This is a genomic window from Candidatus Poriferisocius sp., assembly GCF_965208475.1.
In the GTDB taxonomy this organism is placed as follows: Bacteria; Actinomycetota; Acidimicrobiia; order Acidimicrobiales; family Bin134; genus Poriferisocius.
This window is the reverse complement of record NZ_OZ242338.1, coordinates 276,981-293,324: the sequence shown is the minus strand read 5'-3', so window position 1 is coordinate 293,324 and position 16,344 is coordinate 276,981. Positions and strand designations below refer to the sequence as shown.

The window sequence follows — 16,344 nt, the reverse complement described above, 5'->3', positions numbered from 1 at the left end:
GGTTCAAGCGAGCCTCTTGTGCTGAACGAGGCGGAGCGGGGCACCCCGGAGTACTGGGCAGAGTCGAGGCCCGACGCCCCCGCCGTTGTCCAGGGCGACCGCATGATGACCTACGGCGAGTGGAACGACGACGCCGACCGGGCCGCCGAGACGCTCGAGGGGATGGGCCTTGAAGCGGGAGATCGCATCGGGATGCGATTCCGCCTGGGGTTCGAGTGGTTCGTTCTTCAGCGGGCGCTCCAGAAGCTGGGGGTTGCTCAGGTGGCGGTGAACTGGAAGCTGACCCCAGAGGAAGCGGCCTACATCGTCGTCGACAGCGAGGCGAAGGGGCTCTTCTGCAACGACCCCGACCCTTCGGCTTGGGCCGCCCACGACGTCGGGCTGTTGGTTACCGTCGGCCAAGAGGCTGGCGGTCTCGGCGTGCGCTACGAGGACCTAATCGCAACCCCGACGGCGCAGAAGCGCTTCGGCCCCCAGCGCGCCAACATGGTGCCGTACACCTCAGGCACAACGGGCGCACCCCGCGGCGTAGCCCCGCCTGATCTAGCGAAGCTCGATATCGATCGGCTCCTTCGCTATGCGGCATCGGTCGGGTCGGTTCCGCCGCATCCCCACAACGCGGTCGTATTGCTCTCAATGCCGGTTCATCACGGCGCCGGCCCGGCAATTGCCGGCGCGGCCTGCGCCAAGGGCGGCACTGCGATCCTCTTGGATCCATACGACCCAGAAGAAGCACTGCGGCTCATCGAGAGTCATCGCGTCCAAGTGTGGACGGCCGTGCCCACGATGCTGCTTCGGATTCAGGCCCTCCCGCCCAAGGTGATCGACCAATACGACCTGTCGTCTCTGACCGCGCTGACAACCGGTGCCGCCGCGGTGCCGCAGACCCTGAAGGAGTGGATCGTCGAGCGCTGGGGCCCCGACATCTTGTGGGAGGCCTACGGATGCAGCGAAGCGGGCATGCTGACCTACACCGCACCCGAGCATCAGCTATCCAAGCCCGGCAGCAGCGGCTTGCCGTTCGATGGAGTTGAGATCGCCATCGTGGATGACGAGTGGAACCGATGCGAGGTGGGCGAGACCGGAGAAATCGCGGTCAACACACCGCTCGTATTGACGAATTACCTCGGTGGCAAGCCGCTCGGGGAGGACACGGTAAAAGACGGCTTCTACCGCACCGGCGATGTCGGGCACGTCGACGAGGACGGATTCCTCTTCATCACCGACCGGGCAAAGGACATGATCGTCGCGGGCGGCGTCAACATCTATCCCGCCGAGATCGAGAAGGAGATCGTCGCGCACCCCGAAGTAGTGGATTGTGCAGTCATCGGCATCCCGCATGAAGACTTCGGCGAGCAGCCGCTCGCCTTCATTGTCCGAGCAACCGACGGGAATCTCACCGAGGCTGACATCAGAGCGTTCCTCGACGGACGGCTCGCCTCATTCAAACAACCTCGCCGGGTCGAGTTCATCGACCAACTCCCCCTCAACCCGGTGGGCAAGGTCCTCAAGAACGAGCTCAGGGCCCCCTACTGGGAAGGTCGAGAGCGACGTGTCTGAGCCGGTCGGTGATCTGCTCGACCTCACCGGACGAGTGGCGCTGGTTACCGGCCAAACCTACCCGGTGAATGGGGGATTCAGTGTCAGCCTCTGACGCCCCCGGTGCCGCACCGAACGGCACCGACGCCATCTCAAGCGAACGCATCGGTGATCACCTCGTTGTGATCCGCATCGATCGGCCGCACCGGCGCAACGCCTTCGACGGCGCAACCGCCCGGGCCATGGAGGCGGCCATCGACGCCTACGAAGACGACGACACGCTGCGATGCGCCATCCTCACAGGCTCCGATGAGGTCTTCTCCTCGGGACAAGACCTCATCGCCGCAGCACACCGCGACATGGGCATTGCCCCCAACCGGGGAGGCTTCGGCATCATGGCCAAACCCCCGGCCAAGCCGATCATCGCGGCAGTCGAGGGCCACGCGCTCGCCGGTGGCCTCGAGCTCTGCTTGTCGTGCGACCTCGTGGTGTCGTCGCGCACCGCGACGATGGGGATTCCCGAAGCGGCTCGCTCGCTCGTGGCAGTGGGCGGGGGGCTGTTCCGACTTCCCAAGCGCATCCCGTATCACCTGGCCATGGAACTAGCGCTCACCGGCAAGGCCTGGTCGGCAGAACGAATGGCCGAGTTGGGCTTGGTCAACAAGCTGACCGAGCCCGGCGCCGCGCTGGAAGGGGCCATCGATCTCGCCAACGAGGTTCTGCGCGCCGGGCCTCTCGCGGTTCGGGCCAGCAAGCAGATCGTGCGGCGCGCCTATGACTGGCAAGACCGGGACGGATGGAAGAACCAGATGGAGTTCGCTGGCCCCGTCATGGCCTCAGAGGACCTGCAAGAGGGTCTGCGGGCATTTGCCGAGAAGCGCGACCCGGTCTGGAAGGGCCGCTGACATGATGATCGAGCCGATTCTTCGATCCGATCTGCTCAAGGGCCAGACCGCGATCGTGACCGGCGGCTCACGCGGCATCGGCGGGGCAACCGCCGCGATGCTTGCGGCCAACGGGGCAAACGTCGTCATCGCCGAGGTCGACGCGGCCAAGGCCCGCGAAGCGGTCGATAACCTCAACTCGTCGGACGGCGAGGGCACCGCGAGCGCGTTCATTGCCGACCTGGTCGCCCCTGACGCGTGTGACCGACTGGTCGAGCACACGCTTGAGACTTTCGGCGGACTCGACATCGCCGTCAACAACGCCGGCTACGCGTGGGACGGCGGCATCCACTCGATGTCGGACGAGCAGTTCCAAGCCATGCTCGACATCCATCTCGTCGTCCCCTTTCGGCTCGCTCGGGCCTGTGCGCCGGTGTTTCGCGCCGCAGCCGAGGCCGACTCGGAAATGGGTCGCACACGGCATCGCAAAACGGTGATGGTCTCTTCGATGGCCGGCGAATGGGGCCTCGCCGGCGCCGGAAACTACGCCGCGGCCAAGGCCGGGGTGCTCGGGCTGATGCGCACGCTGGCCCAAGAGTGGGGCCGCTACCGCGTCAACGTCAACGCGGTGGCCTTTGGCATCATCCAGACGAGGTTCGGGCTTCCCCAGTCCGAGAGCGAGGTCATCGAAACCGGCGGGCGAACGATCCACGTCGGCATGCCCGCCAAGCAAGCAGAGCGCCTGGGCATCACCCTTGATCCCGACAAGCCGCCCACCAACGAGCAGACCTACGCGGCTAAGCCCATGCCCAGTTCGGTGGTCGCTCTCGGCCGCTCCGGCACCATCAGCGATGCCGCCAACTCCATCTTCTGGCTCTGCTCGCCAATGAGCGACTACATGACCGGCCAAGTGTTGGCCGTGAACGGCGGCGCTCGCGGCGGCATGAGCTGAATCGCCCGACTCGAACTGGGGGACAACGGGAACGGGCCCCGTTCCGCGACAAGGCCAAATTGCCGATAAGCCCGTAGGATCGGAGGTATGCCGGTTGCCGCCTCCACCCCCATTGAGCTGATTGAAAACGTGTATTCCACCCTGGGCGAGCGGGTTGGCGCCGCCCGGGAGCGTTTTGGCCGAGAACTCACGCTGGCCGAGAAAATCCTGGTCAACCACCTCGGCGACCCCACGGCCACCCCCGAGCGGGGCGTGTCTTACGTGGATCTGCGGCCCGACCGGGTGGCCATGCAGGACGCCACCGCCCAGATGGCCTGGCTCCAGTTCATGACCGCCGGGCTCGATGAGGTGCGGGTGCCCACCACCACCCACTGCGACCACCTCATCTCGGCCCGGGTCGATGCCCAGCACGACCTGGCCGCCGCGCTCGACAACAACGAAGAGGTGTACGACTTCTTGGAGTCGGTGTGCGCCCGCTACGGCGCCGGATTCTGGAAGCCGGGGTCCGGGATCATCCACCAAGTGGTGCTGGAGCAGTACGCCTTCCCCGGCGGCATGATGATCGGCACCGACAGCCACACCCCCAACGCCGGTGGGCTGGCCATGGTGGCCGTGGGCGTGGGCGGAGCCGACGCCGTGGACGTGATGACCGGCTTCGGTTGGAACGTGCGCTGGCCCAAGCTCATCGGCGTACACCTCACCGGAGAGCTCGACGGCTGGGCCGCCCCCAAAGACGTGATCTTGAAGGTGGCGGAGATCCTCACCGTGGCCGGAGGCACCGGGGCCATCGTGGAGCACTTCGGGCCTGGGGCCCACTCGCTGTCGGCCACCGGCAAGGCCACCATCTGCAACATGGGTGCCGAGATCGGCGCCACCACCTCGCTGTTCGCCTACGACGACGCCATTGCCCGCTACCTCAAGGCCACCGGACGCGAAGCGGTGGCCGACGCGGCCAACGCATCGGCCCACGACCTGCGGGCCGATGACGCCGTGCTGGCCAGCCCCGGCGGTTACTTCGACCGGGTGGTGGAGATCGACCTGTCCAAGCTGGGACCGCACATAAACGGCCCCCACACCCCCGACCGGGCCCGCCCGGTGGCCGAACTGGGGACCGAGGCCAAGTTGAACGGCTGGCCCCTAGAGGTGAGCGCCGCGCTGGTGGGATCGTGTACCAACTCCAGCTACGAGGACATCACCCGGGCGGCCAGCATCGCCCGCCACGCCGCGGCCCACGGACTTACCGCCAAGTCGCCCCTGATGGTCACCCCCGGCTCCGAGCAGGTGCGGGCCACCATAGAGCGCGACGGGCTGCTGGCCGACCTGGAGGCCATCGGCGCCACCGTTTTGGCCAACGCCTGCGGGCCGTGCATCGGCCAGTGGAACCGCGACGACGTGGCCGACGGCACCCCCAACAGCATCGTCACCAGCTACAACCGGAACTTCCCCAAGCGCAACGACGGCTACGCCTCAACCAACGCCTTCGTGACCTCGCCCGAGACAGTGGTGGCCCTGGCCCTGGCCGGCACGCTGGATTTCGACCCGGCCAGCGACACCATCGCCGCCCCCGACGGCACCGAGGTGGCGCTCATGGTGGGCCCGGGCACCGAGTTGCCCGACCAGGGGTTCGACCCCGGTGCCAGCGGGTTCGTGGCCCCGCCCTCCGATGGCAGCGGGATTGACGTGCGGGTTGCGCCCGACTCCGAGCGGCTCCAGGTGCTTGAGCCGTTCGCCGCCTGGAACGGCGAGGACTTCCACGGCCTGCCGGTGCTCCTCAAGGCCCAGGGCAAGTGTACAACCGACCACATCTCCATGGCCGGGCCGTGGCTGCGCTACCGGGGCCATCTGGAGAACATCTCCGGCAACCTGTACCTAGGGGCGGTCAATGCCTTCACCGGGGCGGTCGGCGAGGGCAAGAACCAGCTCGACGGCACCACCGGGCCGTTCCCCGACGTGGCCGCCGCCTACCACCAAGCGGGCCAGCGGTGGGTGGTGGTGGGCGACCGCAACATCGGCGAGGGCTCGTCGCGCGAGCACGCCGCCATGGAGCCCCGCTTCCGGGGGTGCGCCGCGGTGATCGCCCGGTCGTTCGCCCGCATCCATGAGACCAACCTCAAAAAGCAGGGAGTGTTGGCCCTGACCTTCGCCGACCCCGGCGACTACGACCGCATCGGCGAGGACGACCGCATCTCGATCCTCGGCCTGGCCGAGTTGGCACCCGGTTCGCCGGTGCGAGTCCAAGCCGCCAAACCCGACGGGACCACCGTCGAGATCACCGCCGAGCACACCCTCTCGCACGACCAGATCGAATGGTTCCAAGCCGGCAGCGCCCTAAACCTGATCCGCCAGCGGACCAAGGGCTGATTGCCCGCTAAGACCCGCATGGACATCCGCTCCTGCTGCCAGCCCTAAATTTGCAACCATGGACATCCGCCAGCTCGACGCCCTGTTGGCCATCGCCGAGCACAAGACGTTCTCCAGCGCAGCCCGGTCGCTGCACACCGTGCAGTCCAATGTGTCCAAGCACATCGCCCGGCTCGAAGAAGAGCTGGGCGCCCGCCTGGTAGACCGCGACGCCGGCACCCTCACCCAGGAAGGGGAGGCGGTGGTGGCCCGGGCCCGGCGCATCCGGGCCGAAACCGATGCCATCGCCGACGACATGGCCGCCATGCGCGACGACATCTCCGGCGTCACCCGCCTGGGCACCATCGACTCCACCGCCCGCTGGCTGATCCCCATCGTGCTCCCCGCTTTGGAGGCCCAGTACCCCAACGTGCGGCTGGAGGTGCTGACCGCTACCACGACCAGCCTCCTTCCCCAGGTGGTATCGGGAGACCTCCACAGCGCGGTGGTTAACCTTCCCCTCCAAGATCCCGATATCCGCATAGAAGAGCTGTTCGAGGAGGATCGCCTGCTCATCGCCCCGCCCGACCATCCGCTGGCCCGAAAGTCTTCGGTCACTCCGGCCGAGCTGAGCCGCCACGAGCTGCTGCTGCCCCCTGTCGGAACCGCTTTTCGAGACGAAATCGACTCGGAGCTCAAGAACCAGGAGGTAAGGCTCACCACCCGGGCCGAGATAGACGGCATGAGGATGATCGCCGCCCTGGTGGTCACCGGATTCGGCGCGGCCATTCTCCCAGCCACCGCCGCCCCCGATGACGGCCCCTGGCGGCGCATACCCATCACCGGTTTGGTGCGGCGCTCGGTGGGAATGATCGTCAGCCGCCGAGTGGCGCCGTCGGCCGTCACCCGAGCGGTGCGCGACGTGATCTTCGAGGTGGTGGGCACCCACGGCTACGACCAAGCCGGGGTGTACCCGAGTTGACGTCGGTGCGCGAGACTGGGCCCAACCATGCCTGAAACCGCCACCGCCTCTGGGAACCGACCGAGCCGTGTACCGCTGCGGGCCGGATCGCCCGGGTCGGCCCGCGCCTGGCTAGATGCCTATGAGGGCCGGGATTGCGTGACCTTCAAAGTGGAGGACAACGACGCCGACCGGGGGGCGCTCAGCCCGGCCGACAGCGAAACCCTGGTGCGAGCCGCTCAGGAGGCCCTCTTGCGGCGGGTCCCCCTGGTAGGGTTCCTCGCCTCTTCGGGAGCCGACGTCGACTCGGGCATCGACGCCACCATGGGGTGGGGCCGGGTGGCCAAAGCGGTGGTTGACTGCTCGGGCCGGGTGCCCACCATCTTCTGCGCCGTCGGACCGGCGGTGTCGGGGCCCGCCCTTCTGCTGGGCCTGGCCGATATCGCCATCGCCACCGAGGACAGCTATGCCTTCGTGACCGGTCCTCGCATGGTCGGCCAGTACACCGGCGAGGTCATAAGCAACCAGACCTTGGGCGGGGCCGGGCAGCTCTCCCGGCGCAGCGGGGTAGCCGCCTTCTTGGTTGAGGACAAAGACGCCGCCTCCGACCTGGTGGGCGAGCTTTTGAGCCTGCTGCCCGCCCACGCCGACGAACTGCCTCCCCGGTGGGCGGTCGACGACCCCGCTGATCGCCCCACCCCAGAGCTCTGCGATCTCTTGCCCGACTCGCCGCTGGGCAGCTACGACGTGCGGGACGTGGCCCGGGCAGTGGCCGATAACGGCGACCTTTTGGAGTACAAGGCCGACTGGGCGGCCAACCTGGTGTGCGCCTTCGCCACCGTGGCCGGACGCCCAGTGGGAATGCTGGCCAACCAGCCCCAGAGCCTGGCCGGAACCCTCGATATCGCGTGCAGCCAGAAAGGCGCCCGGTTCGTGTCATTCTGCGACGCCTTCAACCTGCCTTTGGTCACATTCGTGGACACCTCGGGATTTCAGCCGGGCAAAGACCTGGAATGGCGGGGCATCATCCGCCACGGCGCCCAGCTGGCCTTTGCCTACGCCCGGGCCACGGTGGGCCGGGTGAACGTGACGCTGCGGAAGTCTTATGGCGGCGCCTACATAGTGATGGACTCCCGTCACATGGGCAACGACATCGCCCTGGCCTGGCCCTCGGCGGAGATCGCGGTGATGGGTGCCCGGGGAGCAGTGGAGATCGTCCACCGCCGAGCCGGCCCCGCCGAGCGGGCCGAGCTCGAGGCCGCCTACGAGGAGCGCTACCTGAACCCCTACATCGCGGCCGAGAGGGGCTCGATCGACGCGGTGATCGACCCGGCCGACACCCGGGCCGAGGTGGCCGCCGCCCTGGAGTTGCTGGAGTCCAAGCGGGAGACACTCCCCCGCCGCCGCCACGACAACACCCCCCTTTGACCACCACCCACCGACCAGCACAACGCGCTCTCTGTGGGGCTGGCCCGGCCTCCTGCGATAAGCTGCGGCCGCGCCGGAGGGTGCAGCGAAAGGAGCCGTGCGTGCCTGAGTCCATAACGATCACCGACAATCGGACCGGTGATTCAATAGAGGTTCCGATTGTCAACGGCGGTGTGGATGCCTCGCAGTGGCGCAAGCTCTTACCCAACGTCTGGTTCCTCGACCCTTCCTTCAGCACCACCGCGGCCACCACCAGCGCCATAAGCGAGGTGGATGGCGAGAACGGCATCCTCCGCTACCGGGGCTATCCCATAGAGCAACTGGCGGAGCACTCCACCTTCTTGGAGGTGGCCTACCTGCTTTTGCACGGCGAACTGCCCACCCCCTCGCAATACGACATGTGGGTGGGGGAGATCACCCATCACACATTCATCCACGAGCGCTTTCGCAAGCGGTTCATGGAGTCGTTCCTCCACGACGCCCACCCGATGGGCATGTTCGTGTCCACCATCGCCGCGTTGTCCACCTTCTACCCGGAGGCCAAAGACATCGAGGATCCCGAGAACCGCATGCACCAGATCGTGCGGCTCATCGCCAAGGTGCCCACGGTGGCGGCCGCCGGGGCCCGGTTCAACACCGGCATGCCGTTCGTGTACCCCGACAACGACCTGGACTTCGCCACCAACTTCCTGTCGATGATGTTCAAGATCGCCGAGCCCACCTACAAGTGCGAGCCGGCCTTCCGACGGGCGCTCGACCTGCTGCTGATCACCCACGCCGACCACGGCCAGAACTGCTCCACCAGCACCGCCCGGGTGGCGGGCAGCGCCCACACCGACCCCTACTCGGTGATCGCCGCCGCAGCCTGCTCCCTTTACGGACCCCGCCACGGCGGGGCCAACCAGGCCGTCATGGAGATGCTCCACGACATCGGCGGCTATGACGACATCGACCCGTTCATCAAGGCGGTAAAGGCCGGAGAGACCCGCCTGATGGGATTCGGCCACCGGGTGTACAAGAACTACGACCCCCGAGCCCGCATCATCAAAGAAGCCGCCTACGACGTGTTCGACGTGACCGGCTCCAACCCGCTGTTGGACATCGCCCTCAAGCTGGAAGAGGTGGCCCTAGCCGACGACTACTTCGTCAGCCGCAGCCTGTACCCCAATGTCGACTTCTACTCCGGGCTCATCTACCAGTCGATGGGCTTCCCCACCGAGATGTTCACCGTGCTGTTCGCCATCGCCCGCACCGCAGGCTGGCTGGCCCACTGGGTTGAGCTCCTCGAACAAGACAGCCGCATCGCCCGCCCCCGCCAGGTCTACACCGGCTCCGCCGAGCGCAGCTACGTACCCATCAACGAACGCTAGGCGGCGGCATCTAGATCGGCCGGTTGGCTGCTTGCCAAATAGTAACAATAGCGTTACCATTTATGCATTGCGCAAGCGAAGGAATACGTTGATGTCAGGGGCCGCAGCCCATTTCGCCGCTGATTCGACAGCCTGGATGCGACGGCGGCGGTAAAAGTGACCAGCGCCATCGCACGCATGGAAGCTGGGAATCTCTCCAATGTCGAGAGTGTCGGATGCGGTGTCTCAGAGTGCCGCATACACACTGGCCCCGGTTACAGGATCTACTTCGGCCAGGACGGTGAGACCTTGATCATCCTGCTTGGCGGTGGGACGAAGAGACGCCAGCAAGATGACATCGCACGAGCGCAGGGGCGCTGGCAGGAATACAAACGGCGCAAAGGCAAGGAGGCATAGCATGCCGCTCACTCGAGAATTCAAGGAGACAGTGCAGGCTCGTGCGAAGCGCGACCCGGATTTCCGGTCGGGCCTGTTGAAAGAAGGCGTGGAGTGCATGCTCGCCGGAGATATCGACACGGGCAAGACCATTTTGCGCGACTACATCAACGCAACTATTGGCTTCTCTGAGCTCGGCGAACTCACGAAGAAACAGCCCAAAAGCCTCATGCGGATGTTGGGCCCCCATGGCAACCCCCATGCACGCAACCTCTTTGAGATCATCGGCTGCATTCAACACCACGAGGGAATTCAGCTTGAAGTGAGAGCCACCCGATAGAGCTTGCTCAGCTCACTCCAGTCAGGCCACTCCGGAAAGCGGTGAGGATAGTTGCCGCAGCGATGGCCGCTGTTTCGGAGCGGAGAACTGAGGAACTGATGCGGATGGCGCCTAGTTGGGCGCGCTCGGCGGTGGACCAGCCGCCTTCGGGGCCGATCAAGACAGTTGGGTGATCCAGAGACGGGGGATCGCCGGTGATGTCGGCTCGGATGGCGCCGGGGTGGGTGGCCAGCGAGGCGAAGTCGGCCACTTCGCCGATCTCGGGGAGGCGCACTTGGCGGCTCTGCATGGCGGCCTCCCGGGCCACTCGGCGGAGGCGCTCGGTGTGGCGGACGGCCCGGTCAGGGCCCCAGCGCACCACGCTGTGCTCGGCCGTGAACGGGACGATGGCGTCTACTCCCAACTCGGTCAGCTTCTGAACCACCAGCTCCGGTCGGCCGCCTTTGATGAGGGCGAAGCCGATGGTGAGCTCTGGACGCGGTGCTTCGACGAATACCACCTCGCCGCCGGGATCGGCCTCGGCATCGGGTCCCACCCCCAGTCGGCACACCCGCCACGAACCCGTGCCATCAGAGGCGGTGAAAGTGTCCCCGGGCCGCAGCCGCAGCGACCGGGTCAGGTGGTGGCGATCTTCTTCGCGTAACTCGACGCGCTCTAGATCATCGACAAAGACGTGGGGTCCGTTTGCACCGGTGGGCTTCACAGCTTCTCCCGCGCATTTCGTCATTTCCGCCGGGCTTCGCGGCGTCGCTTCCTAGTGGTGGGCGCCACCTCTTCGCCCCGCAACTCGGCCAGTTGGCGGAGCAGGTCGATCTCGTCGTCGCTCAGCCCGGTGGGCGTCTCCACCACCGCCTGCACCAGCAGATCGCCCCGCCCCCGTCCCTCTAGGCGGGGCACGCCCCGGCCTCTGATGCGGAACACATCACCGCTCTGGGTGCCGGCGGGGATGTCCAAATCCTCCACGCTGTCGAGCGTCTCGTACTTGGAGTTCACCCCCAGGGCGGCTTGAACCATGGTCAGGTTCAGCGGAGCGACCAAATGGTCGCCCTCGCGCTCGAAGCGGGGGTGGGGCCGCACATCGATATGCACGTACAAGTCGCCGGGGGGGCCGCCCCGAGGGCCGGCCGCACCCCGCCGGGTCACCCGCAGCGTGGATCCGTGGCCCACACCAGCAGGCACGGTCACGGTGTAGTCGCGGTCGCCCACCACCCGACCGTCACCCCGGCAGTGGCGGCATGGGTCGGCGATCACCTCTCCGCTTCCCGAACACGCGTCACACGCCGTGCGGGTCACCATCTGGCCGAGGATCGACTGGCGCACCCGCTGCACCTGGCCCATGCCGTCGCACGTGCCGCAGGTAATCGGCTGAGTGCCCTTGGCCGCGCCCCGGCCCTCGCACGGCTCGCACACCGTGGCGGTGCGCACGGTCACCTCGGCCTCGGCACCCAGCACCGCCTCTTCGAAATCGAGGGTCAGCACCGCCTCGAGGTCGGTGCCCCGCTGGGGCCCGGTCCTGGCCCGGCCGGCAGCAGCGCCGAACGGGCTGCCGCCAAATGGACTCGAGCCCCCGAAAAAGGCGTCGAAGATGTCGTTCAGGTTCATGCCCGAGAAGGGATCGCCGCCGCCCGCCGCCCCCGGCGGGGTGCCGAATCGGTCGTAATGGGCCCGCTTCTGGGGGTCGCTCAGCGTCTCATAGGCCAGGGCTATCTCCTTGAAGCGGGCCTCGGCCTCGGCGTCGTCGGGGTTGGCATCGGGGTGGTATTGACGGGCCAGCTTGCGGAAAGCCTTCTTGAGGTCGTCCTCGGTGGCGTCGCGGCCCACGCCGAGCAGATCGTAGAAGTCGGCGGCCATGGGTTAGATGGACGACAGCCGGTCGCCCAGCTTCTGGCTGACCACCGCTACCGCGGCCAAAGCCTGGGGATAGTTCATGCGGGTGGGGCCCAGCACCCCGATGGAGCCCACCGGGCGGCCGGCGACCTCGTAGGGGGCCACGATCAGCGAGCATTCCGCCAAGGGGGCCACCCCGGTTTCCGAGCCGATGGCCACGGTCAGGCCCCGGTCCAAGATGTCTCTCACCAACGACACAACCACAAGCTGCTTCTCCAGTATTCCCAGAACCGACCGCACCGTGTCGGTGGCGTCGAACAGGCCGGCCACGCTGGCCGCCCCTCCCACATAGAGCTGCTCCTCGGCATCGCTCAAATCAGCCAACGAGCCCATGATTCGGGCGGCCAGCGGAGACAAACGGGCCGCGGCGCCCCGATCCCGCAAAGCGGAGGCCGGACGCCCGGCCAGAAACTCGGTGAGCGCGGCGGCGGCCCGGGCCAGGTCCACGACATCGGCGGGCCGGTCCATCTCGATGGTGCGCTTGTCCACCGATCCGTTCTCGTACACCACCAGGGCCAAGATCAACCGCTCCGACAGGTCCACCAGGTTCACCGACCTGATGGCGGTGCTGGAATGCTGAGGGGCCACCACCAAGGCGGCATACGCCGTGAGGTCGGCCAGCAGCGCGCTGGTGTCGGCCAGCATCTGCTCCAGCTCTTTGTGGGTGGTGTCAAAGAAGGCCCGCACCTGCTTGTGCTCGCTGCGGCCGAGAGTGCCGGACACGTCGGTGAGGGAGTCCACGAAGTGGCGATAGCCCTTCTGGGTGGGGATGCGACCTGCGCTGGTGTGGGGCTGGCTCAGATATCCGGCCTGCTCCAGGGCCAGCATCTCGTTGCGAACGGTGGCCGGAGACACCCCCAAATCGGCGATCTCCGAGACATGGGAGGAACCCACGGGCTGGGTGGTGGAGATGTATCCCTCCACCACAGCCCGCAACACCGCGGCCTTGCGGGCCGAGAGCGTTTCGCTGCTAGTACCGGTCAAATCCCGGATGCTCCCATGAACCTCGGATACTACAGCGGTACCGGTGATCGGCTCAGTCGTCAAGGCGGAGCGCGGATATGAACGCCTCTTGGGGGACGTCAACCCGGCCGATGGCCTTCATCTTCTTCTTGCCGGCCTTCTGGTTCTCCAACAGCTTGCGCTTGCGGGTCACATCGCCGCCGTACAGCTTGGCGGTGACGTCCTTGCGAAAGGCCTTCACCGTCTCCCGGGCGATGATCTTGCCGCCGATGGCCGCCTGGATGGGCACGTCGAATTGCTGGCGGGGGATCAGCTCTTTCAGCTTCTCGGTCATGCGCCGGCCATAGGAATAGGCCGAATCCCGGTGGACGATGGAGCTGAAGGCGTCCACCGGCTCGTGCTGGAGCAAGATGTCCACCTTGGTGAGGTCGGCGGCGGTGTAGCCGTCGGGCTCGTAGTCGAGGCTGGCATAGCCCTGGGTGCGGCTCTTGAGCTGGTCGAAGAAGTCCACCACCACCTCGGCCAGCGGCAGCCGGTAGGCCAGCTCCACCCGCTCGGGCGAAAGGTACTCGAGCTTCTTCATCTCCCCCCGGCGGGCCTGGCACAGCTCCATGAGGGTGCCGGTGTGAACGGCGGGGGCGATGATGGTGGCCGCCAGCATGGGCTCTTGAATGCCCCTCACTTCGGCGGCCGGGGGCATGGCGGAGGGATTGTCCACCTCCACCTCCTCGCCGTCGTCCAGCTCTACCCGGTAGGCCACCGAGGGAGCGGTGGCGATGAGGCTGAGGCCGAACTCCCGCTCGAGGCGCTCCCGCACGATCTCCATGTGGAGGAGTCCGAGGAACCCGCAGCGGAAGCCGAAGCCCAGCGCGCCCGACGACTCCGGCTGGTAGTTGAAGCTGGAGTCGCTTACCCGCAACCGCTCCAGCGAGTCGCGCAGCGCGGCGAACTCGTCGCCGTCGATGGGATATAGGCCGCAGAAAACCATCGACTTGGGCTCTTGATATCCCGCCAGGGGCTCGAGCGCGCCGTTGCGGGAGGTGGTGACCGTCTCGCCCGACCGGGCCTCGGCCACGTTCTTCATGCCGGCGATGAGGTAGCCCACCTCGCCCGGCCCCAGTTCGTCGATCGGTGCGGGCTGGGGGCGCCATACCCCGATCTCGTCGGCCTCCCGGTCGGTGCGGGCCTGCATAAACCGGATCTTGGCCCCCGAGCGAAGACGCCCGTCCATCACCCGCACCGAGCTGACCACTCCCCGGTACTGGTCGAAGTGGGAATCGAAGATCAGCGCCCGCAGCGAGCCGTCGGGATCGCCTGCCGGGGACGGAGTGCGGGCCACCACCGCGTCGAGCAGCTCGGCCACGCCCTCACCGGTTTTGGCGCTGATATGCAGCACGTCTTCCGCGGCGACGCCCAGCACCTGCTCGATCTCCTCCGCCCGGCGCTCGGGCTCGGCCGCGGGCAGGTCGATCTTGTTGAGGACGACCACCACCTCCAACTCGTTCTCTATGGCCAGGTAGCAGTTGGCCAGGGTCTGGGCCTCGATGCCCTGGGCCGCGTCCACCAGCAGGATCACCGACTCGCAGGCAGCCAGGGAGCGGCTTACCTCATAGCCGAAGTCGACATGGCCGGGGGTGTCGATGAGGTTGATCACATAGCCGTTGCGGTCCAAGCGGACGCTCTGGAGCTTGATGGTGATGCCCCGCTCCCGCTCCAGGTCCATCGAGTCGAGATACTGGGCCCGCATCTCCCGGGGGTCAACCGCCCGGCAAATCTCCAGCATGCGGTCGGCCAGCGTGGACTTGCCGTGGTCGATGTGGGCGATTATCGAGGTATTGCGGATTCGAGATAGGTCTATGGACACGACAACGAGAAACGCTATCGCCCTTCTCACAAGGTTGATGGATTGTGGCGCGGCGCTTGAACTGCGCGTCGGCGGCTACTGCCCTTCCCATGTGGTTGATGGGGTTGACGGGCGTTAGAGTTGCCGTTCTGTGGCAAACATCAAGAGCCAGATAAAGCGCAACCGCCAGAACGAGAAGCGCCGCCAGCGCAATCGGGCGGTGCGCTCGGAGATCAACACCCGCACCCGCAACGCGGTGGCCGCGGCGGAGCAGGGCGACGCGGCAGAAACGGACGAGGCCGCCCGCATCGCCGTCAAGCGGATCGACAAGGCGGCCAGCAAGGGCGTGTTGCACCCGAACACCGCCGCCCGGCGCAAGTCCCGCTTGATGAAGCAGCTAGCCCGTCTTCAAGCCGAGTAGTCGGCTAGCGGTTGAGGTGGGTCAAGCGGGCGACCAACACCTCCAACACTGCCTCGGGGGGCACCGCGGTGGCCCCCCGGAGGTCCAGGTCGGCTTGGGCTAGCAGCTCGATAGACCGGGCGACTCTGTTGGCCCCCAGCTTGCGGGCCTGCCGGAGCGCCTTGCGGGCCGGGAAGGTGGAGCCCTTGATGCCCAACAGCACAGCCGCCTCCTTCTCATCGGCCGCATTGGCGCCGTCGAGGCGCAGCAGGCGAGTGTGGTGGTTGTGGAGCGTGGCCAGCACCTGCATCTCATTGCGGCCCCCGGCATGGAGCATGCGGCGCAGCTTGTCCAACGCGTCGGCTATGTTGCCCGACTCCACCGCGTCAGTCAGCTCCCAGGGGGGCACCGATCCGGCCTCGCCGACAAAGGGGGCCACGTCACCGGCCTCCAGCGCCCGGCCCGGGCCATAGGCTGCGGCCAGGGTGGCGAGCACCGCGGGCAAGCGGCTCAAGTCCTCTCCCAGATGATCGGCCAGCAGCCGCTTGGCCCCAGCCCGCAGCTTCAGCCCCGCCGCGGCTATCTGCGTGTCCATCCACTGGGCGGCGCCATCACGCCCCCGGGGAACCCCGGCGCCGATCACCTCACCGCCGCAGGATGCCACCGCTTCCGACAGGCGCTTGGGCACCGCACCGAGTCTCTGAAGCGCCGGCCCCTTTTCCCACACCAGCACCAGATCGGTGGTGTCCAGCGGGTTCTCGAGATAGCCGAGCAGGGGGCCGAGGGAATCGCCGGTGGAGAATCGGCCCAGCTCCCGACCCACCACCACCCGTCGGGGGGTGAGGAACGGCGGGGTCTGGGCTGCGTCCACCAGCGGAGCGATCTCGTAGTCCTCCCCTTCTAGATAGGCGGCCTCGGTCAGCTCGGCCACCATTAGCAACCGGTCGCCGCCGCCCACCAACTCGGCCACCCGGTCGCGCACCGCCCCCGACAGCAGCACATCGTCACCTCCGTGCAACAAGACCACGGTGGCGCTCACCGGGACTCCCCTTGAAGCCGGAA

Annotated in this window: 14 protein-coding genes and 1 pseudogene; 10 read left to right on the top strand and 5 right to left on the bottom strand. The window is 66.9% G+C overall.

Annotated elements, in window-relative coordinates; genetic code table 11:
• The first annotated feature begins 18 nt into the window (after window positions 1-18).
• The 9 genes and pseudogenes from ACOGXA_RS01395 to ACOGXA_RS01355 all read left to right on the top strand — a co-directional run bounded on the left by ACOGXA_RS01395 (window position 19) and on the right by ACOGXA_RS01355 (window position 10,189).
• Window positions 19-1,560 (top strand): class I adenylate-forming enzyme family protein, encoded by a 1,542-nt coding sequence (locus tag ACOGXA_RS01395; RefSeq protein ID WP_419925506.1) that lies wholly within the window; start codon window positions 19-21, stop codon window positions 1,558-1,560.
• Between the two features lie 80 nt (window positions 1,561-1,640).
• Entirely contained in the window at window positions 1,641-2,444 is an 804-nt protein-coding gene (locus tag ACOGXA_RS01390) for a crotonase/enoyl-CoA hydratase family protein (protein ID WP_419925505.1), read from the top strand.
• A gap of 1 nt (window position 2,445) precedes the next feature.
• The gene (locus ACOGXA_RS01385; protein WP_419925504.1) at window positions 2,446-3,375 is read left to right on the top strand and encodes an SDR family NAD(P)-dependent oxidoreductase; all 930 of its coding nucleotides are present in this window, start codon (window positions 2,446-2,448) and stop codon (window positions 3,373-3,375) included.
• An 87-nt stretch (window positions 3,376-3,462) separates the two neighbouring features.
• Window positions 3,463-5,736, top strand: a complete 2,274-nt coding sequence (locus ACOGXA_RS01380; protein WP_419925503.1) for an aconitate hydratase — start codon at window positions 3,463-3,465, stop codon at window positions 5,734-5,736.
• Window positions 5,737-5,794: 58 nt separating this feature from the next.
• On the top strand, window positions 5,795-6,697 hold the full coding sequence (locus ACOGXA_RS01375; protein WP_419925502.1) for a LysR family transcriptional regulator: 903 nt from the start codon (window positions 5,795-5,797) through the stop codon (window positions 6,695-6,697).
• Between the two features lie 27 nt (window positions 6,698-6,724).
• Complete coding sequence (locus ACOGXA_RS01370) at window positions 6,725-8,104, top strand: acyl-CoA carboxylase subunit beta (protein ID WP_419925501.1); 1,380 nt, start codon at window positions 6,725-6,727, stop codon at window positions 8,102-8,104.
• A 101-nt stretch (window positions 8,105-8,205) separates the two neighbouring features.
• Entirely contained in the window at window positions 8,206-9,474 is a 1,269-nt protein-coding gene (locus tag ACOGXA_RS01365) for a citrate synthase (protein ID WP_419925500.1), read from the top strand.
• 66 nt (window positions 9,475-9,540) lie between these two features.
• A pseudogene (locus ACOGXA_RS01360) lies at window positions 9,541-9,870 on the top strand (type II toxin-antitoxin system RelE/ParE family toxin).
• 1 nt (window position 9,871) lies between these two features.
• Complete coding sequence (locus ACOGXA_RS01355; protein WP_419925499.1) at window positions 9,872-10,189, top strand: DNA-binding protein; 318 nt, start codon at window positions 9,872-9,874, stop codon at window positions 10,187-10,189.
• Between the two features lie 7 nt (window positions 10,190-10,196).
• On the opposite strand, the gene ACOGXA_RS01350 is transcribed toward ACOGXA_RS01355, so the two are convergent.
• From ACOGXA_RS01350 to lepA, 4 genes are read right to left on the bottom strand one after another with little or no spacing between them, the layout of a single operon-like run.
• Window positions 10,197-10,892 carry an RsmE family RNA methyltransferase gene (locus ACOGXA_RS01350; protein ID WP_419925498.1) on the bottom strand — a complete coding sequence of 232 codons (696 nt, stop codon included), beginning with the start codon at window positions 10,890-10,892 and terminating at the stop codon, window positions 10,197-10,199.
• Window positions 10,893-10,912: 20 nt separating this feature from the next.
• Window positions 10,913-12,040, bottom strand: coding sequence for a molecular chaperone DnaJ (gene dnaJ / locus ACOGXA_RS01345; protein ID WP_419925497.1), 1,128 nt, complete (start codon window positions 12,038-12,040; stop codon window positions 10,913-10,915).
• Between the two features lie 3 nt (window positions 12,041-12,043).
• Entirely contained in the window at window positions 12,044-13,123 is a 1,080-nt protein-coding gene (gene hrcA / locus ACOGXA_RS01340) for a heat-inducible transcriptional repressor HrcA (RefSeq protein WP_419925496.1), read from the bottom strand.
• Window positions 13,113-14,903, bottom strand: coding sequence for a translation elongation factor 4 (gene lepA / locus ACOGXA_RS01335; protein ID WP_419925495.1), 1,791 nt, complete (start codon window positions 14,901-14,903; stop codon window positions 13,113-13,115). Before lepA ends, hrcA begins: the two co-directional genes overlap by 11 nt.
• A 130-nt stretch (window positions 14,904-15,033) precedes the next feature.
• On the opposite strand from lepA, the gene rpsT reads away from it, so the two are divergent.
• Complete coding sequence (gene rpsT, locus ACOGXA_RS01330; protein ID WP_419925494.1) at window positions 15,034-15,303, top strand: 30S ribosomal protein S20; 270 nt, start codon at window positions 15,034-15,036, stop codon at window positions 15,301-15,303.
• A 4-nt stretch (window positions 15,304-15,307) separates the two neighbouring features.
• Here rpsT and holA read toward each other — a convergent pair whose 3' ends face one another.
• Complete coding sequence (holA, locus tag ACOGXA_RS01325; RefSeq protein WP_419925493.1) at window positions 15,308-16,321, bottom strand: DNA polymerase III subunit delta; 1,014 nt, start codon at window positions 16,319-16,321, stop codon at window positions 15,308-15,310.
• Window positions 16,322-16,344: the final 23 nt, after the last annotated feature.